At 35.1% G+C, this 19,107-nt stretch carries 20 protein-coding genes; 8 read left to right on the plus strand and 12 right to left on the minus strand.

The features are described from left to right. Nucleotides 1-133: 133 nt before the first annotated feature. From ACNFIH_RS02890 to ACNFIH_RS02925, 8 genes are all read right to left on the minus strand, one after another. Nucleotides 134-901, minus strand: a complete 768-nt coding sequence (locus ACNFIH_RS02890) for a LytR/AlgR family response regulator transcription factor (RefSeq protein WP_142449047.1) — start codon at nucleotides 899-901, stop codon at nucleotides 134-136. After that, nucleotides 882-1,898: a sensor histidine kinase gene (locus tag ACNFIH_RS02895; RefSeq protein WP_426485410.1), complete on the minus strand. Its 1,017-nt coding sequence runs from the start codon at nucleotides 1,896-1,898 to the stop codon at nucleotides 882-884. The genes ACNFIH_RS02890 and ACNFIH_RS02895 overlap by 20 nt, the downstream gene beginning before the upstream one ends. 308 nt (nucleotides 1,899-2,206) lie before the next feature. After that, nucleotides 2,207-2,968 carry a DUF1223 domain-containing protein gene (locus tag ACNFIH_RS02900; RefSeq protein WP_426485411.1) on the minus strand — a complete coding sequence of 254 codons (762 nt, stop codon included), beginning with the start codon at nucleotides 2,966-2,968 and terminating at the stop codon, nucleotides 2,207-2,209. Between the two features lie 93 nt (nucleotides 2,969-3,061). Beyond that, nucleotides 3,062-3,472 (minus strand): organic hydroperoxide resistance protein, encoded by a 411-nt coding sequence (locus ACNFIH_RS02905; protein ID WP_426485412.1) that lies wholly within the window; start codon nucleotides 3,470-3,472, stop codon nucleotides 3,062-3,064. 81 nt (nucleotides 3,473-3,553) lie between these two features. After that, nucleotides 3,554-4,570 carry an alpha/beta fold hydrolase gene (locus tag ACNFIH_RS02910; RefSeq protein ID WP_426485413.1) on the minus strand — a complete coding sequence of 339 codons (1,017 nt, stop codon included), beginning with the start codon at nucleotides 4,568-4,570 and terminating at the stop codon, nucleotides 3,554-3,556. A 349-nt stretch (nucleotides 4,571-4,919) separates the two neighbouring features. Further along, nucleotides 4,920-5,333, minus strand: a complete 414-nt coding sequence (locus ACNFIH_RS02915; RefSeq protein WP_426485414.1) for a cupin domain-containing protein — start codon at nucleotides 5,331-5,333, stop codon at nucleotides 4,920-4,922. Nucleotides 5,334-5,367: 34 nt separating this feature from the next. After that, on the minus strand, nucleotides 5,368-6,675 hold the full coding sequence (locus ACNFIH_RS02920; RefSeq protein WP_426485415.1) for an epoxide hydrolase family protein: 1,308 nt from the start codon (nucleotides 6,673-6,675) through the stop codon (nucleotides 5,368-5,370). Nucleotides 6,676-7,071: 396 nt separating this feature from the next. Beyond that, complete coding sequence (locus ACNFIH_RS02925) at nucleotides 7,072-7,815, minus strand: SDR family oxidoreductase (RefSeq protein WP_426485416.1); 744 nt, start codon at nucleotides 7,813-7,815, stop codon at nucleotides 7,072-7,074. Nucleotides 7,816-8,172: 357 nt separating this feature from the next. Between ACNFIH_RS02925 and ACNFIH_RS02930 the strand changes: the two genes are divergently transcribed. From ACNFIH_RS02930 to ACNFIH_RS02960, 7 genes are all read left to right on the plus strand, one after another. Further along, complete coding sequence (locus tag ACNFIH_RS02930) at nucleotides 8,173-9,981, plus strand: type VI secretion system Vgr family protein (protein ID WP_426485417.1); 1,809 nt, start codon at nucleotides 8,173-8,175, stop codon at nucleotides 9,979-9,981. A 3-nt stretch (nucleotides 9,982-9,984) separates the two neighbouring features. Beyond that, the gene (locus ACNFIH_RS02935) at nucleotides 9,985-11,637 is read left to right on the plus strand and encodes a phospholipase effector Tle1 domain-containing protein (RefSeq protein WP_426485418.1); all 1,653 of its coding nucleotides are present in this window, start codon (nucleotides 9,985-9,987) and stop codon (nucleotides 11,635-11,637) included. 67 nt (nucleotides 11,638-11,704) lie between these two features. Then, nucleotides 11,705-12,688 carry a DUF2931 family protein gene (locus tag ACNFIH_RS02940; protein ID WP_426485419.1) on the plus strand — a complete coding sequence of 328 codons (984 nt, stop codon included), beginning with the start codon at nucleotides 11,705-11,707 and terminating at the stop codon, nucleotides 12,686-12,688. A gap of 192 nt (nucleotides 12,689-12,880) precedes the next feature. After that, the gene (locus ACNFIH_RS02945) at nucleotides 12,881-13,237 is read left to right on the plus strand and encodes a DUF3289 family protein (protein ID WP_426485420.1); all 357 of its coding nucleotides are present in this window, start codon (nucleotides 12,881-12,883) and stop codon (nucleotides 13,235-13,237) included. Then, the gene (locus tag ACNFIH_RS02950; protein ID WP_426485421.1) at nucleotides 13,234-13,686 is read left to right on the plus strand and encodes a hypothetical protein; all 453 of its coding nucleotides are present in this window, start codon (nucleotides 13,234-13,236) and stop codon (nucleotides 13,684-13,686) included. Before ACNFIH_RS02945 ends, ACNFIH_RS02950 begins: the two co-directional genes overlap by 4 nt. Nucleotides 13,687-14,088: 402 nt before the next feature. After that, complete coding sequence (locus ACNFIH_RS02955; RefSeq protein WP_026729627.1) at nucleotides 14,089-14,505, plus strand: OsmC family protein; 417 nt, start codon at nucleotides 14,089-14,091, stop codon at nucleotides 14,503-14,505. A 198-nt stretch (nucleotides 14,506-14,703) separates the two neighbouring features. Further along, the gene (locus tag ACNFIH_RS02960) at nucleotides 14,704-15,474 is read left to right on the plus strand and encodes an alpha/beta hydrolase (protein ID WP_142449081.1); all 771 of its coding nucleotides are present in this window, start codon (nucleotides 14,704-14,706) and stop codon (nucleotides 15,472-15,474) included. 141 nt (nucleotides 15,475-15,615) lie between these two features. Here ACNFIH_RS02960 and ACNFIH_RS02965 read toward each other — a convergent pair whose 3' ends face one another. The 3 genes from ACNFIH_RS02965 to ACNFIH_RS02975 all read right to left on the minus strand — a co-directional run bounded on the left by ACNFIH_RS02965 (nucleotide 15,616) and on the right by ACNFIH_RS02975 (nucleotide 17,836). Continuing rightward, nucleotides 15,616-16,584, minus strand: a complete 969-nt coding sequence (locus tag ACNFIH_RS02965; RefSeq protein WP_426485422.1) for a LysR substrate-binding domain-containing protein — start codon at nucleotides 16,582-16,584, stop codon at nucleotides 15,616-15,618. 272 nt (nucleotides 16,585-16,856) lie between these two features. Next, nucleotides 16,857-17,342, minus strand: a complete 486-nt coding sequence (locus ACNFIH_RS02970) for a MarR family winged helix-turn-helix transcriptional regulator (RefSeq protein WP_426485423.1) — start codon at nucleotides 17,340-17,342, stop codon at nucleotides 16,857-16,859. 2 nt (nucleotides 17,343-17,344) lie between these two features. Then, nucleotides 17,345-17,836, minus strand: coding sequence for a GNAT family N-acetyltransferase (locus tag ACNFIH_RS02975; RefSeq protein ID WP_426485424.1), 492 nt, complete (start codon nucleotides 17,834-17,836; stop codon nucleotides 17,345-17,347). Nucleotides 17,837-18,113: 277 nt separating this feature from the next. On the opposite strand from ACNFIH_RS02975, the gene ACNFIH_RS02980 reads away from it, so the two are divergent. After that, the gene (locus ACNFIH_RS02980) at nucleotides 18,114-18,461 is read left to right on the plus strand and encodes a winged helix-turn-helix transcriptional regulator (protein WP_426485425.1); all 348 of its coding nucleotides are present in this window, start codon (nucleotides 18,114-18,116) and stop codon (nucleotides 18,459-18,461) included. A gap of 4 nt (nucleotides 18,462-18,465) precedes the next feature. Here ACNFIH_RS02980 and ACNFIH_RS02985 read toward each other — a convergent pair whose 3' ends face one another. Continuing rightward, a complete protein-coding gene (locus ACNFIH_RS02985; RefSeq protein WP_426485426.1) occupies nucleotides 18,466-19,059 on the minus strand; it encodes a Crp/Fnr family transcriptional regulator in 594 nt (197 codons plus the stop codon). Between the last annotated feature and the right edge of the window lie 48 nt (nucleotides 19,060-19,107).

Below are 19,107 nucleotides of genomic sequence, written 5' to 3' on the forward strand. Positions count from 1 at the left end.
AAAGGACGCAAAGGTTTACGCTAAGTTCGCAAAGTTTTTTACACATAGCTTTGCGTGCTTTGCGATTATACTAAGTCTTGAATGTAAAAATCTTAGCGTGCTTTGCGGTTAAACTATTTACATTTCACAATTATCAACGGTTTTCCAGCCAGCTCAAAAAAGCCGTCGCTTTCTCTTTTCCCACCAATAATTTTTCCTCTGTTGGAATGGTAAGTTTAATAATCAACTTGCGCGAAAAATAATGCTCCGCTTCTCTTATTGCTGAAAAATTCACTAAATATTGCCTGTTCATTCTGAAGAATTGAATTGGCGACAACAACTTATGAACCTCATCTAACGACTGCGTAATCTGATATTCATTTTTATCAAAAGTCATAATCGTTGGCGTTTCATTTTTGATGTAAAAAAACGCAATATTCTCTGTCTGAATCGTTTGGTATTTATTGTTTTTAAAAACTAAAAAGCTGCTTTTACCTGTATTTTCGCCTGTTCTCGTTAAAAGATAATCGAAATCCGGCATCATTTTTTTATTTCTTTGGAAGAAATTCTTCAATTCGCCCGCTTTTTTAATCGCTTGTGAAATACTGTCTCTCGAAAAAGGCTTCAATACATAATCGATTCCGTTTGATTTAAAAGCCTCAATCGCATAATCATCGAAAGCCGTACAAAATATCACCGGAGACAAAACCTCAACGTTTTTAAAAATCTCAAAACAAAGTCCGTCTGCCAGCTGAATATCCATAAAAATAAGATCAGGCTGATCGTTTTCCATAAGATAACTCACCGCGCCATCAATACTCTGAATGTACGATAAAATCTGGGCATCAGGTCTGATACTCAAAATAAGCTGACCAAGTGCTTTGGCCGTTTTTACTTCATCTTCAATTATTACGATATTCATAAATAAGCGGTATTTTTACTTTAAAAGTCGTGTCGTTTTTATCAATTTCGATTTCCTTGTGAACCAAATGCATAAAACGCTGATTAATATTATCCAACCCAACACCTGTTGACAAAGCGCCTCTTTTCAACTGAATTGGATTTTCAATTACAAGAAAATCATTTTCGGTATACAATTTAATTCGCAGTGGTTTATCCAAAGAAACCACGTTGTGTTTAATACAATTTTCAATCAGCAACTGCAATGAAAAAGGCGGAATGGCACAATCGTATTGTTTTTGATCAATCTCATTTATCACTTCAAATCCGTCTTCGAAACGTGCTTTCAGCAAATAAATATAGGAATCCAATATCTGAATTTCTTCTTTCAGTGATATCAAGTCAAGCTTTCGGCTCTCTAGTGTAAAACGGTAAAAATCAGATAATTTCAAAATAAAATCAGAGCTCTGCGGATCCTGCATATCTACCATTGATTTTAGTGTATTCAAACTATTGAATAAAAAATGCGGATTCACCTGCTGCTTCAAAAGTTCGTATTGTGCACCAAGATTTAAGGCTTTCGTTCGTTCGAGTTCGACTCCAATTTGTTGCGTCTGATAATTCTGAAAAAGCAAATGCAAAAACATATACACAATCAAATTAATCAAAACACCGCGTAGTTCAAACATTATTGGCGCATCCATTTTTGAAACCTGAAAAAGCTCCTGATGCGCGATTACCAGTACAACCATAAGCAAAATCCCCAATACAACACTCAACAATAACTTCCAGTTAAACAAGCTTTTATTAGTACGTTGCGCTGAAAATTTTGGCAAGCTGTAAATGTTGTAATACCAAATAAAAAGAGAAAATAACAAAGTAATCGAAGAATTGATTACCAGATCGCCAGGTGTTGAAACCATGTCGAACAATTTGGGTATTGAGGCAAGAATTGCAAGTGCTATAGAACTTCCCCAAATGACACGTTGGGAAACCTGAAAGCGTTTTACTTTTTCCATAATTTTTGTTTTGTTTTTTAACTCTTGCTTTGCCAAAGATAGCAATAAATTAACGGGATTTGAGTGGACAAATAAAAAGAATTAAATTTGAATCTTCATTCTTTTTTATATTTTTAAAACTTAAATTTTTACTTTTTATTAATGGTTACAAAATACTGGTTTACAAAACATTAAATTGCAAATAAAAACACTAACTGCCATTTCGTCAGAGCTCAAAATAAAGCTTTTTTCACTTTAAATCATGCTCAAAATGGCAGTTTCTGATATTCAAATTTCATTTTAAAAATATTAACCCGTTGCTCATTTTTCTAAAGTAAATTTTGCGTAAAAACTGCTCGGTTTGCGCCCAAAATAATTCCCGAATTCATGTCCTGAACGAAGCCGATAATTTCAAAATCTTTAGCATTAAAACCTTTTGGCAAAGACAAGGAAACATTCCCTTTTTGATTTCCGGTCAAAGCGAAACCATTCAGACTTCTGACAATTTGAAAATGCGACAAAACATGATTGGCATTCTCTCCTCTTTTCACATTGCTTTTAGCTGCTTTTTGAACCACAGCAACATACAGACGATTGTTTTTTGAAATCTTATTTATGTTATAATTTAAATTCAGTTTATTCTCCTGCTGGCTTGCTTCCAAAGTTATTTCGGCAACAGCAGGTTTTAGAAGTGCTGTACGAATTCCGTTTTGAACTGCCGTTTCCTGAGAACCGATATAATCTATTTTCCCATTGATAATAAGTTGTGGCGTATAAATAGGATCTTTTTCCATGAATTTAGCGTAATCGTATTGTCGCTTGGTATTTGCTGCACTGCTAAAAACATCTTTCCAACCTTGTTTGTCCCAATAATCAACATGATACGATAAAACATAAACATTGCTATCTTTGTATTCATGCTGGATTTTTCCCATCAATTCATCTGCTGGCGGGCAACTTGAGCAGCCTTCGGAAGTGTAGAGTTCTAAAAAGGCAAAACCTTTTTTGTCTTTGTTATTTTGGCTGAAAATACTATTCCCGATTAAGAAAAACAGCATTATAAAAGCGCTTATTATTTTTATCTTTTTCATGATTGTAAAGTTAAGAGTTAGACGTTATCAGTTAGGAGTTAAAAGTTAGTTTCAAAAACAACTCATAACTCCTAATTCATAACTTATAACTTTTTAAAGAATATTAAGCTCAACATTAATGTTTCCTCTTGTCGCTTTTGAATAAGGACAAGTTTGATGTGCCTGAGCTGCTAATGCTTTAGAAGTTTCGAGATCCAAACCTGGCAAACTGATATTTAATCTTGCCTGTAAAGAATATTCGCCTTCAGTGACACATAAATCAAACTCAGCATCTACTGCAGTTTCTGCCGGAAGTTTAATTCCTTGTTTTGAAGCTGCGATTCCTAAAGCTCCTATAAAACAAGCCGACCAACCTGCAGCAAACAACTGCTCAGGATTTGTTCCAGGACGTGATGATCCCGGTGAACTTAATTTAATATTCAATTGTTCATCTGAACTTTGAGAAGCTCCTTCTCTACCACCTGTTGTATGTGTTTTTCCTGTGTATAAAACTTTTGTTTCCATGATTTTTTGTGTAAAATGTTATTTGTAAAAAGTAAAATGTTAATTGTTGTTTTTATTGATTTTTAATATTGTTGTTGAAATTTATTTCAAGTTATCTACATCTACAATTGCTTGCGCAAATGCTTTTGGATCTTCTTGTGGCACGTTATGTCCGATTCCTTTTAAAATTCTGTGTTCGTATTTTCCTGTGAATTTGTTGGCATACGCTTTTCCATCCGCGAAAGCGCCGTCAAAATCGCTTCCAATTGTAATTGTTGGAACTTTAATCGCAGGTTTTGAAGCCAGACATTTTTCAAGATTGTCATATTTTGATTCTCCTGCTTCAAGAGATTGTCTCCATCTGTAATTGTGAATCACAATCGCCACATGATCCGGATTGTCAAAAGATTGCGCTGTTTGATCGTAAGTTGCTTTATCGAAATTCCATAACGGAGAAGCGATTTTCCAGATTAATTTATTGAAATCGTACGTATTTTGAGTATAACCTTGTTTTCCTCTTTCGGTTGAAAAGTAATATTGGTACCACCATCCTAATTCAGCCGTTGGAGAAAGCGGTTTTAAATTCGCTTCTAAATTTACCACCAAATAACCGCTTACAGAAACCAAACCTTTTACGCGTTCTGGCCAAAGTGCTGAAACCACAACTGCAGTTCTTGCTCCCCAATCAAATCCGCCAATTACGGCTTTGTCTATTTTAAGTGCATCCATAAAAGCAATAATATCACTCGCTAAGGCCGCTTGCTGTCCATTTCTGAACGTATCTTTTGAAAGAAAGGTTGTTGTTCCAAAACCTCTTAAATAAGGCGTAAAAACGTGATATCCTTTTGCAACTAAAATCGGAACGACTTCGTTATAACTGTGAATATCATAAGGCCAGCCGTGAAGTAAAATCACCGGAGTTCCGTTTGATGGACCTGCTTCTGTATAACCTACGTTTAATAAACCAGCGTTGATTTGTTTTAAAGTCCCAAGTGAACTGCTTGCTTCAATTGTTTGTTTTGGAGCTTGTGCGTTCGTTACATTCACATTCATAAAAAGAATGGCAATTAAGATTGATTTTGCAAAAATGTTGTTTGTAATTTTTAATAGCGTTTTCATAATTTTTATTTTTTGATTAGTTGATTATCAGTTAATTTCTTCGTCAAAGGTATCTTGATAATCCTCGTTTTAAAAGGAGAAAAAAGGTGAAGTGGACAAAGTTTGGGGTGAAATGGACAGGCTTTTAGTTATGAGTTATGAGTTTTGAATTATGAGTTATGTGTTATTGAATGCTGATGATTTAACCGCAAAGCACGCAAAGTTTTTTTGGCTCGTAAGGCTTTGTAAAAGCGCAAGGGACGCAAAGCTAGATGTTGAACAAAATTTTGCGCCCTTTGCGTATGCCTTAGCTCCCGATAGCTATCGGGATTGCGGTTAAACTATTCGCATTTCAACCTGAAACCTGAAACTACTTCTTCAAAACCAAAACAGGTTTTCCTTTTTCTACAATATAAGTTGCCAGTTCAGAAGCTTTTGTATTTGTATTATTTCTTGCTGAATGCACAACGCCTGCCGGAATAAAAAGAACTTCTCCGGCTTTTAGCGTAACCGGCGCCTGACCTTCAACCTCATATTCTAACGAACCTTCGAGTACGTAAATAATCTCTTCACCCGGGTGAAAATGTTTCCCGAAAGCTGAATGACCTTCAAAATCTATTCTGGCCTGAACTGCTTCGCGTCCCGGAATGCTTAAATCATGTTTTTGTAAATCGGTGCGTTTTATTCCGTTTTGAGCTGCAATTTGATTCGGAATCAAAAAGGCTATTATTCCTAAAATGATGATCGCGATTATAACCCAGGTTTTTTGTTTTTTAGTTTCCATAACTTTTTATTTAGTGATTAGTTAATTTTTAGCATTAGTGTTTTCCTCTTAGTCCTCTAAAAGCGTCACGTAATTCAACTGTAAAGATTTGTGGTTCTTCCCATGATGCGAAATGTCCGCCTTTGCTTACTTCATTGTAGTAAGACAGGTTTTTATATGCTTTTTCAGCCCAGCTTTTTGGTGCCTGATAAATCTCTCCAGGAAAAACTGTAATGGCAACTGGAATTTTAATATCAGCTGTTTTTTGTTCCAAAGCATTGAAATTGTTATTGTTATTTTCCCAATACAATTGTGCCGAAGAGTTAGCTGTATTTGTCAACCAATACAATGAAATATCATCCAGCATTTCGTCTTTTGTAAGCGATTTTTCGGCATTTCCTCCGCTGAAGGTCCAATCGTTGAATTTGTCTAAGAAAAATGAAGCCAAACCAACCGGAGAATCCGTCAATCCATAACCCAAAGTCTGCGGACGTGTTACCATCATTCCGGCATAACCACCACCTTTTGTATATAATTTATTAAGCGAATTAAACGCCGCTTTTTCCTTAACCGATAATCCCGCTGGAGCTGAATCACCATTTTTTAAAGCTTTGGCAATATCTGCAGGAACTGTAGCCGGCATGTTTACGTGAATTCCCAATAAACCTTCCGGAGCCTGGCGTGCCATGGCATCAGCAATTACAGAACCCCAGTCACCACCTTGCGAAACATAATGTTTGTAACCCAAACGTTTCATCAAAACATCCCAGGCGTTTCCAATTTTTTCTGGTCCCCAACCTGTTCCTTTGGGTTTTTCAGAAAAACCATAACCTGGCATTGAAGGAATAACTAAATCAAAAGCATCTTCTGCTTTTCCGCCATAAGCAGTTGGATCTGTCAATGGTCCAATTACTTTTAAAAGTTCAAAAAATGAACCCGGCCATCCGTGAGTAATGATCAACGGTAAAGCATTTTTTTGTTTTGATTTGATGTGGATGAATTGAATATCCAGTCCATCGATGTTGGTTACAAACTGTGGAAGTGCATTTAATTTGTCTTCTGTTTTATGCCAGTCATAATCGGTTCCCCAATATTTAACCAAGTTCTGGATCTGATCTAGTTTTACTCCCTGCGCTTGATCTGTTACCGTTTCTTTTTCCGGCCATCTGGTAGCATTTACACGATTGCGAAGATCTGTAATCGCTTCCTGTGAAATGCTGATGTGATATGGGCGAATTAAAGTAGCATCTGATGGAGATTGTTTGTCTTTATTTTGAGCAAAAGAAACCGAAGCTGCCAACATAAAAGCGCCGGTTGCAATTGCGTTTATAAAACTGTGTCTGTTTTTTTGAAGTGTTTTCATTTTTTTTGATTTTTAAATTATGAGTTATCAGTTAATTTCTTCGTCAAAAGTATTTCGATAACCCTTCTTACGAAATGAGAAAACAGTCCAACCGGACAAAGTTTGAGATGAAATGGACAGTCTTTGAGTTAGGAGTTAGGAGTTTTGAATTATGAGTTATGAGTTATGAGTTTTTGAATGCTGGTGATTTAACCGCAATCCCGATAGCTATCGGGAGCAAAGATTTTTAACTCATCTGGCTTAAAAAAAACGCAAAGATCGCAAAGCTATGTGTTCATAACTTTGCGATCTTTGCGTATCCCGATAGCTATCGGGGTTGCGCGCTTTGCGGTTAAAAAATTTTGCGGTTACAAATCAACTCATAACTCATAACTCATAACTCATAATTCATAACTTTTAAGCAAGCACCATTCCCCCATCCATAATGAAATCAGCACCGGTGATGAATTTTGCTGCGTCACTGGTTAAATAGGAAACCATTTTAGCAACATCTTCCGCTTTGCCCATTTCTTTAAGTGGCACTTTTTCGATTACGACATCCATAATACCTTTTACGGTGGTTTCGTCTAAACCGACTTTTTTCATTACTTCTGTTTCTGTTGGTCCCGGACTAACGGAATTCACTCTTATTTTTCGTGGCGCTAATTCCAACGCTGCCGATTTCATAACCGAATTCAGAGCCGTTTTGCTCGCCGAATAAACCGAAGATCCCGGCCCCGGCATACTCGCAGTATTCGAAGAAAGAAATACCACTGAAGCACCGTCTTTTAAAACTGGAATAAATTTGCTTAAAGTAAAATAAGCGCCTTTCAAGTTGACATTCATAATACTGTCATACAATTCCTCAGAAGTTTGTTCGATAGTTCCCAGACCTGCAATTCCGGCATTGATAAAAAGAATGTCAACCGCACCGAAACCAGCTTTCACTTTAGAAACCAGATTCTCAATATCTGCAACACTCGACTGATCTGCCGTAAATGCTGTCACGCCTAATTCCTGACCTGCTTTTTCAATTGCTTCTTTTCGTCTTCCGGTAATGAGAACCTGAGTGCCTTGCTCTTTTAATTGTTTTGCTGTTGCGTAACCAATACCGCTGTTTCCGCCTGTAATTACGGCTACTTTATTTTTTAAATTGTCCATTGTTTTATGTTTTTAAATTAATGGGACAAAGTTAGATTGGAAATTGGGTTGTTTTTTTGGTGGTATCATGGAGTATACCTAATCGAGTTTTATTTATTATGATTTTTTAGGAGCTGTTTCCTGCTGTCCATTATATCTTTTGTGCCGAACCCCGCCACAAAAGGATGCCGCTTCCATCAGGGCTAGGGAATTCGCTTTTATAAGAAGCAGTTTTAAAACAAACCTTATTCTATTGTTTTTAAACCTTATAAAGGCAATTTATCAAAAATTACAAGTATAACTTCACATACTTGGCACAACCCACTTTCAACGGAAAAACCAAAATTCTTTTATTACTTAACCAATCACCAAAAATTTATGGCACATTTCTCAGACCAGGTTCACATTACTATTGGAGGCTTTACCCAAAACATTATTTATTATGATTTGAAGCTGTCGCAAAAAATGGCAGATCATCATTATTTTTCATTTGTCTGGAAATATAACGCAAAAGCAGTCATACCACCAGGAGAGCAAGATAAGGCAATGAAAAGCTACAATGGAAATGAAGTTATTTTTACTTTCAAAAGTCTTACAGGAATCAAACTGATGAGCAAAGGGATCATAACCGGACTGACTTCGATAGACAAGAATGGAAGCCCGGTCGGACTTCACGTGACTGGTACAAGCCACAGCATTGTTATTGACGGTATGCCAAAATCCAGAACCTATCTGGAAAGAGGAATGGATGATATTGTGCTGGATCTTTTGTCTGAAGGCCCTACCGAGTTTTATCAGAGAGATGCTATCAGGTCGACCTATATGAAAGAATTCAGTTATATGGCACAATATAACGAATCCAATTTCAATTTTCTCAAAAGATTGGCGCAGCGTTACGGCCAGTGGTTTTATTTTGACGGAATGCGCATGCAGTTCGGACAAATCAAAAACACAAAGATAAAACTCATCAACGGGGCATCACTCCATGATTTTACCATACAGACCAATATGAGTGCGCATAAAATTTCATTGGCAGGCTACGATTACAGCATTGCAGCCAATATCCGAAATTCATCTGCCAGAACCACATCAGGAAGCAAAGACGGTTTAGCATCAAATATTGGATTTAATCAAGGAACCGTTGCTCAGCCTGATTTGGCTGTTGGAGCCTATACCAACAATGCACAAAACAAAGATGAGCTTGAAGAAATGATTGCACTGCAGACTGCAGCAAGCGATGCTAACAGTGTGTACTACAGCGGAATATCTTATTTTCCTTTAGGGCTGGGACAAATGTTTGCTATCATAGACCAAGATACAGAACGCCATCTGGTTTGTATAGAAGCCATACACCACTCCGAAGTGCATGGCAATTATACCTGTGAATTCAAAGCTATTCCTGCCGATGTTTCAGCACCGCATTATACAGATACAAAAGTTATTGCTAAAGCAGAAACCCAGCCAGCAAAAATAAAAGACAACAACGATCCTGAAGGACTCGGACGCGTTAGAGTTGAATTCTACTGGGCATCAGGAAGCACATCAAGCGAATGGATTAGAATGATTCAGCCTCATACCGGAGCGGGAAAAGGATTTTATTTTATCCCAGAAATCGGTGAAGAAGTATTGGTTGGCTTTGAAGGTGGAAATACACAGTGTCCTTATGTTATGGGAGCGCATTATAACGGGCAGGAATCATCTGGATATTATACTCCAAAAAATGATATTAAAGCGATAAAAACCCGAAGCGGATGCAAAATTGTTATCAACGATACTGACGGTTCTATTCTAACGGAAGACAAAGCAGGAAGCAAAGTTTTTCAGGACGGACAAGGAAATATTGAGGCCAGTGCACCGAAGAATTTTACGATAAATGCAGGTGAAAATATTAATATAAATGCCGGAAAAAACATGAATACCAATGTAGGTCTGAATAAAACAAATACGGTTGGAGGAGATTATACCGAGACCATAACTGGCTCGAAATACCTTACTATTGGAATTAATTTTATTCTCAATGTTACCAGCAATATGTTTGAATGGATAAAAGGAAATAAAGAAACCGAAAGTAAAGATATCAAAGAAATGGCTCAAGAAGTCCTTTTAAATAGTACCGAAAAAAGCATAAGTCTCAGAGCATCTAAAGATGTAAACAGTCATAGTGGTGAAAATTCAAGAAATTATTAAATTATGAGTATAACAAGAATAATTGGCGGTAAACTCACTAAAACTGCCATAGGAAATATAGATATTCATGCTACAAATGGAAACGTACATCTTGCTGCCACTACACATAACAATTGGCATGGAGAGGAAAATGGTATTTTTTATCATGATTATGAGCCTTCGCATCCTGCTGACTCATTGGCAACTTCGATCGACGTTACACTGAACATTTTTTTTGACGGCACACAAAATAACAAGACCAATACCTTAGAAGGCAAATTCTATAAAAAATCAAACCAAAAAGACGACAGCTATACCAATGATTTTACCAATGTAGCACGAGGCTATGATACTATTGACGCTGATGCACCTTTTAATATTAACGTATACATAGAAGGTATTAGCACACACGATTTGGAGAGTGATGATATTTTTCCTGATGTAGCTCTGGGTATGGGTGATCGCGGTGTAAAAGCCAAAGTAGTGAAAGCCTGCGTGGAAGCTGGGAAAAAAATACTAAAATATAAAGGAAAAGAAATCGATGAGCTTATCGTTAATGTTTTTGGTTTCAGCCGTGGCGCCGCTGCGGCCAGGCATTTTTTGCATGTTGCCAATAGCAATGCAACTATTTTTAGCAGAGACGATAATAACAATGCAATTATAATAGCACCTCATGCATACCAAGGCATGACTTCTGGTGATTTAAAAATTAATATTAAATATCAGAATATAGTGGATAAACATGGCTACTTTGCCGCCTGTTTATTAAAGAATAATATTAATCCAAAAAAAATCAAATTCAATTTTGTTGGATTATATGATACCGTTGCTTCTTATGGTCTCTATCACGGTAATGATGTTGCTGATTTGCATTTGGATGCTATAAAAAAAGCTCATTTTGTTTTTCAGCTTTCGGCTGACGATGAATATCGCGAAAATTTTGACCTGACTGATATTACCAGTGCAGGTTTAAATGGATTAGAATATACTTTGCCAGGTGTACATTGTGATATTGGAGGTGCTTACAAAGATATGGAAGATGAAACATCTGTCTTATATTATAAAAGAGAATCAATTTACAACCTAATGATTCACAGCACAGATCAGGAAGTTCAGAAATTCAGAGAAATTGTAATCAAGGATGGCTGGTACAAACCGCATCAAATAACTGCGGGCGTCTCCCATGATTCAGATTTAGACGATGAAGTAGCAAAAGGAAGTGTTGAAGATTCCGAAACATTCTATACTGTTGTAGGAATAAGAAAAGAACTTCGAAACATATATGACAAAATACCACTCAAAAAAATGCTTTACTACTCTAATCAATTTGGGGTAAAATATAATACCATAATTATTGAAAAATCACATGAAATCAATGAGCCTTTTTTGCAACAGGTTTACAATCAATTATTAAATTATATGGTAGCCTGCAATGATTTAAGGAACAAATATGTGCGAGAAAAATCAGCAGATTCGCAAAGTTATTTAAACGAATTAAGACAAATATCCTATCTCGATTATATAAAAGAAGAAGATTTGAAAACATTACGGAATGAGTATTTGCACTGGTCTGTAAAAGCCAACAAGTTTGGTCTGGATACTCGAGAGAGCCAGGCACCTACAAAAGAGGGTGCACTAGAACAGAAATACAGAAAAAGAGAAATACATCATGGTTAAAACAAAAATATTACTTAAGAATTCCTCATTACTTATCGTTTTATTCACAAACTTAATAAGCTGTCAAATGAAAAAAGAATTGCCACAATTTCATGTAGAAATGTGCCATCCGGAAAATAAATACCGAATCGAGCCTGTTTATGACAAAATAAAAACTTTGGAAGGTGTTCACGCCTCTTTCCCTTACGGAGGATCTTCTGGTTCTTGGGGTGATTCCCGAAAATCTTGGACAGAACAATATGGAACTCCAATTGGTGCTGATATTACTTATTACGTAGACTACGAGGATTGCTTTTATAAACTTGATGTAGATTTTCCTGTTGAAACCATGAAAGATTTAACCACAAGGTTTTATGCTATCGATGAAGATTTGAACAATGACGAGCCACTAAAGGAATATGTCTATGAACGAAAAGACAATCAATATGCTGCTTATTCAGAATTTAGCGATATTATTTTTGGCTTTGCACCAAAAGGCATGGTGGTGGTCTGGCTTCGTTATGGAGCGTCGCAAAAAGAATTAGGACGTTATCAAGCGAAAATTGTTAAAGATGATAAAGCCTTGGAGGAAAAATTATTCGCATCTTGGTCTATGAAACGTAAAGAAGTGCGTGAAAAATTTTTAAACCCAAATGCCAGTCCAGAAAAATGGGATAATTATCGCATTAAATATGTATGGAAGCCAGTCATAAGTTCCGAAAATCCAAAATTCAAACTTTTCTGGGTCTTAACAGAATATTTCAATGGTGAGTCTGAAAATGCAGTTCGTCCTATATTATTGCATCCAGCCACGCGAGAAAGAGCAATACCACGTTTAATCACTTTTTTTTGGGAAACGGGAAAAGGCGAAAAATTTGAAGGCAGGGCTTTTTTTGATTGGCAAAAAACCAACGAGAAATTTAAAATTGAAAATAATGGAGATAATCAAATTCAGATAAAAATAGCGCCCAGCAATAATAATTTTGAAGTTTTGATAAATGGAAAACCTTTGGAGTTGATTAACAAAAGAGTTTTTAGAAGTGAATGGAGTTTTAAAGAATCGTATAAGTAATTTTCATTAAGGCTACAAAACATTTGTTTTAGTATACAAAAGCCAATAAATTCTGTTTGGATACCCTGCTCCCGCACGAATCCTTTCGTGTGGTAGCAAGTATGTAAAAGTCTAGTTTTCTTTATAATGGCTTAATATACTAAAAATGAGTATGAATAATGAATTTCAAAATACTGAACGCTTAGTTGGAACGTGCCACACGAAAGGATTCGTGCGGGAGCGGGGGAATCAAATGGTAAATTATTCCAATCTTTAAAAGATAAAAATGTAAAAAGCCCTATTTTTGATGATAATACAAGCGGTTTAAGAATAGCAATAAACGATGTATGGACATATCAGATTTACATTACGCGATATAAAGTAAACGGGAACCATTTTGAGATGGGTCTTGAGTATATTAATTACGATCATTTTGGGTTAGATTTTCCTGATATTCATAAATATGATCAAGATATTTTTTATGCTTCGTTTGTTTTACAACATTTTAAAAATTATAAACCATTCATTACAAAAATAGATATTGTAGGAGAACTAAAAGGAATATTATGAAAAAACACATAACTCTTATGCTCATATTATTTTTTATTTCTTGCAATAATAAAAATTTATCTATAGAGCCTATTGATAAAAAATTTAATTTTGAAGGGTGGCAATTTCAGTACTATGAAATATCGAACTATAAAAATTTTTCAGAGGAAGATTTATTAAATAAATTAGAAAATTTTGTAAAAAACAAATACCCTCTTCAAAAATATAAGAATAAAAATCTAATTGTATTTTTTTATAAAAAATCAATATTTGAAAATTATAAAGATGATCTAAACGAGATAATGGACAAAGACCCAGATTTTGGAACAATTGGTAAATATCGAGGGAATTTAATTGCAAAAATAAATTATTGGAAAATCGATGATTATAAAAAAAGTTATACTCGTATTCTATTTGACAATGATGATAATCAAAAAATGGTTAGAAAAGATACTCTTTTAATAAATTAATATTCAGCATTCTAAAGAATAATTAAATAAATAAAACACAAAAAAATAAGCGTCATTCTAAACTTCAATTTGCTTAATATAAGCATCTTGATCTATATTCTCCTGATTTAGAAAAATAAATTCACGTACTAGTGAGCGTTTTTTTTATTATAAATAACATTATTCTCATAAAAAACTTTAAATTGTATTAAATCAATCGTCCTAATAGCGCACCTTCTTAGAGTTTGCGCTATTTTTATTTTTATCCCCCCATCCTCTCTAAATTCAATAATTATAAATTAAATTAATAACGACAAAAAATTATTAATTTGATTAATAAGCACCTTCACCATACCTTTGCTTCATCAAAATCAAAGAAATGATTTGATCATCTTAAAAAATAACTTTAAAAAATTAGCAATCATGAAATTTACAAGAAGAGCAAACGCAAACTGGAAAGGTACAGGAATGGAAGGAAAAGGAACCATCAGTACACAAAGCACAACTTTAGATAATGCACAATTATCTTTTAAAACTCGTTTCGAACAAGGTGTTGGAACTAATCCTGAAGAATTAATCGCTGCGGCACATTCTGGCTGTTTTACAATGCAATTAAGCTTTTTATTATCGGAAGCTGGTTTTGTTCCAGAAGATTTAGACACAGTGGCTAAAGTAACTTTTGAAGACGGAACTATCACTTTAATTGCTTTAGAACTTACTGGAAAAGTTCCTGGAATCTCTGAAGAAGATTTTCAGAAAACAGCTCAAAAAGCAAAAGAAATTTGTCCGATTTCTAAATTGCTAAATACCGAAATTACTTTGGCTGTAACCTTAAACTAATTTCTAAATAACAAAATTTCAACGCAATCTTGTCATTCTGAGGAACGAGGAATCTCCACGAGAAACTCCGTCCGGTAAGTCGCCAATCTTTGTAGAGCTTCTTGTGAAGATTTCTCCTCCGTCGAAATGACAAGATTGTGTTGAACTTTCAAATAAATAACACAACAATTAAAATCAACAATCTAAAATTTTATAAAAATGAAAACAATATTTAAAAGCTTTTTAGCATTCGCAGTAATAATCTTCAGTTTAGTATTTACAACAGCAAACGTAAACGCTCAAACTGCTCCTAAAATTAAAAATGTAGTATTAGTTCACGGTGCTTTTGCAGACGGTTCTGGATGGAAAGGTTTGTATCAGGTTTTGACTAAAAAAGGGTATAATGTAACCATCGTTCAAAATCCGTTAAGCTCTTTAGAAGACGATGTTAAAGCAACAAATTTAGCCCTTGACAAACAAGACGGACCAACAGTTTTGGTTGGACATTCTTGGGGCGGAACTGTAATTACAGAAGCTGGAAATCACCCAAAAGTTGCTGCTTTAGTTTATGTTGCTGCTTTACAACCTGATAACGGAGAAAACTCTATCCAATGGTTACAAACTGCGCCTCCAGCTCCTGAAAATGGTGTTTTGGCTCCAGACGATAAAGGTATTGCTTATTATGATAAAGCTAAATTCCACGCTGGTTTTGCAGGTGATTTAAGCAAAGAAGATGCTGAATTTATGTTTGCTTCGCAAGGTGCATTTCACGCTCAAGGTTTTGGAACTCCAATTACTAAAGCAGCATGGAGAACTAAACCTTCTTACGGAATCGTAGCAACTGAAGACAAAAGTATCAACCCTGATATCGAACGTGCAATGTACAAACGTTCAAACACTAAAATCACTGAAATAAAAGGAAGCCACGTGGTTTTCATTTCTCAACCTGAGAAAGTTGCGAATGTGATTATTGAAGCATCTAAAAAATAATTGTTAATTATTAATTGTTAATTATCAATTCAATATAAGCTTGTCATTTCTCCCTTCGGTCGAAATGATAAAAACATAAAATTCCAAATTCCAAGTCTTAACAAAATTGGAATTTGGAATTTTTATTTTGGAATTTCAGCATTACATAAACTTACTAACTGCTTTTATAAAATAAGGCGAATCGTTCCAGCGTATTTTTTTATAACTGAAATTTTTTTTGAGTGATTCAGGAAGACAGTTCCAGATCGCTTCATTCATTTTTTCGAGTATTAACTTTTTTGAAAACGAATCGGAAACTACTAAACTTATTTCCCTTACCGGAACTGGTTCTTTAAAAGGTTTGAAAAGTCCAGCCGATTCATTCAATGTCGAAAGCTTCGGAATAATCGCAAATCCTAAATGCGCACGAACCAGATTTTTTAAGGTTTCAATGGAATTGATATCGTACGTGAATTGTTCTTTTATTTTATCCGACGTTTTTAATCCGCAGATATCCAGAAGTTGTGCGTTGTAGCAATATTCATGATGCAACAGTAATAATTCGGTTTTATCGCTAGGTTGCATTTCATAAAATTCTTCATTCGCCATCGGATGGGTCTGATTCAAATAAGCAACAAAAGGTTCTTCAAAAATAACATGTTCTATCAAATTTGGATTTCCCGTTGGCGTCGCCATAATGGCAACGTCAATCGCGCCGGTTTCTAACTCTTTCATTAAAACTCCGGTGTAAGCTTCTTTGATAATAAAATGCACTTTCGGCGCTGCTTCTTTCATGGCCTGAATGAACAACGGAATCAGATATGGCGATAAAGTCGAAATTATACCGAGTTTTATTTCTCCTTCCAATAGATTTTTTTCATTTATCACAAAATCCCGAATTTCATCTACTTCACGAAGAACCTTTTTGGCTTTATTGATAATCTCAATTCCTAAAACGGTTGGCGTGAGTGGTACTTTATTTCGGTCAAAAATCTTGATTCCAATTTCTTCTTCGAGATTTTTTAGCTGAATCGTAAGTCCGGGTTGTGTTACCATACAAACTTCGGCGGCTCTCGCAAAATGACGTTCTTCGTCTAAAGCGACAATATATTTTAATTGCTGAATGGTCATCTTTATAATTTTATTTTATAAAGATACATAAATATCAATTTCATTTATAAACCAAAATTTCGCAGATGTTAAAGTTTTGCAAAAACATCAAAATTACAAAACCAAAACATACGCTTTATCGTACATAATAGAAACGATTTTTAGGTATGTGGTAGATGAGAATGGAGTAGTTTTTGGAGCATATCGAACTTTATCACATATCCTGAATATCAATTTATTCTACGCCAATTATAAAAAGGAAAGCGATCTTAAATTAAGATCGCTTTTTATTTTTACTCCTCTCCTTCACTCTTCAATTGCAAAGCCCGCTGCAAAAAACTCTGATGCAAAATTTTATTTTCGGCTTCTTCAATTGCTCTTAACAGATTATTTTGGTTGGTTGTAATTTCGGTTAAAGCGCTTTTCATGACTTCCCAAACGGGTTTCATTTGTTCAATTAACTCCTGCCCTTTTGCGGTCAGCTGAATTAGTCTTTTTCGTTCGTCAATTTTGTCTTTTTTGGAGCGAATCAGTTTTTGTTTTTCCAGTTCTTTCAACAAACTTATCGTTGACGGATGTGTGTATCCAATTTCATTGGCAATCTCCACAACGCTTAAAGTATCTTTATGATATAAGGTGTAAATTACTGGAAACCATTTCGGTTCAAAATCAATTCCGTATGATTTATAAACCAATGCGCCGTCTTTTCGTAATTGCTCGCTCAAGCGCTGTAATCGCGTCGAAATGGCTAAAATTCCTGATTCGTCTATAATATTCATCTTTATTTCTTTAAAGTTAAATGGCAGAAAACATTATCGGGTTTCATTAATGGAAATTTTTCTGGAAGCGATTCTTTCTCAATTCGCACAAAATCATTCTTTTCATAAAATCGTAATGCGGCTTCTAAAATCGCAACGGTTCCCAAATATAAATCATCGATTCCGGTTTCTTTGCAATATTCTATTAAAGTCTCAAGCAATTTTTGTGCTATGGAAAACTCTTTTCCGCGGAATTCCTTTTTTACAAACATCTTTCGAATTGCCGCCGCATTTTCATCAAATTTAACCAAAGCTATTGTACCAACTAATTCATCATTAATAAAAGCGCCCCAAAAACCGCCGCCTCCAGCATAATAAAAATTCTGAATATTGAATAAATCCGGCTGATCTTCTCTCGTAATCGGAACATTGAATTCATTAATCTGAATGTTTAATATTAAGTCGGCAATTGCATTTTCGAACTTGTTTTCTATCGGAATTATTACAGGTTTCATTTGTTTTAAAATTTTATTATACAAAACTACGTAGTTAAATACATAAATGCAATTATTTATGATTTATTTATACTTTTGTTTAAGTCATGCCACCAAGACGCTAAGACACAAAACTTAATTTGTTTCCCGCAGATTTGGCAGATAATGCAGATTTATCAAGCTGAATAAAATGAATTAAAATATTTTTAATCAGTGGCAAAAAATTATCTGTGCAATCTGCTAAATCTGCGGGAGTAAAAAAAAATATCAAAATTTTCAGTACGCAAAAACTAAAATTATGGCAAGAAATCAAAAAGAAGAATTTCAGGCGCTTCAGGACACTTTGTATGTTTTGGGCGGAAAATGGAAACTTCCAATAATTAATTCGATATGCAACGGAAATAACCGATTCAAAGACATAAAAGAAAGTATTCCTGGAATCACGGCCCGAATGTTATCGAAAGAATTAAAAGACATGGAACTGAATAATTTAGTCAAAAGAACTGAAGATCCAGATGCGCTAATCCCGATTCTTTATGAATCAACGTCGTATTGTCAGTCTTTCGGACCTATAATTTCTGAAATGATCAAATGGGGAATTTCGCATCGAAATCATATCAAGAATAGAGAAGCTTCAAAAAGCTAAGTAGTTATTCCTGTGCTTTTCCGCTTTTTAAGTGTTTTGTGCGTAATCGGCTTAAAAATTCAGGAGTAATTCCGAGATATGAAGCGATATAGTGTTGTGAAACGCGCTGTGAAATAGTTGGATATCGCGTAATAAACTCGACATATTGTTCCATTGCTGTTGAAGAAACGGTTTTAAACAATCGTTTCTGCAGTTTTGACAAATGTCGCTGAATCATCAAACGAAACATTCTTTCTAAATGAGGTACTTCGTTGATTAGATTTTCTTTAGATTGTCTGGTCAGCACTAAAAGCTCACAATCTTCCAGAGTTTCAATATACATATCACTCGGCACTTGGTCTTCAAAACTCGTAATATCGCTCACCCACCAGTCTTCAATGGCAAACTGAAGCGTTAATTCTTGCCCGTTGCGGTCAATAAAATATTCGCGAATGCATCCTTTATTGATATAAGCTTCAAAATTGCAGATTTCTCCAGCTTTGAGCAGAATCGTTTTCTTCGGAACCATTCTGAATTCAAGATTTTTTTCAAAGATTTTTACTTCTTCTTTAGAAAGACGCGCAGATCTGGAAAGGTAATCGTGAATTTTCTGAAACATTTTATCTCTTTTTAGGAATTGGCAATAACTTCATTTACAAACAAAAAG

Origin of the sequence: Flavobacterium sp. 2 (assembly GCF_049949195.1) — a bacterium.
In the GTDB taxonomy this organism is placed as follows: Bacteria; Bacteroidota; Bacteroidia; order Flavobacteriales; family Flavobacteriaceae; genus Flavobacterium.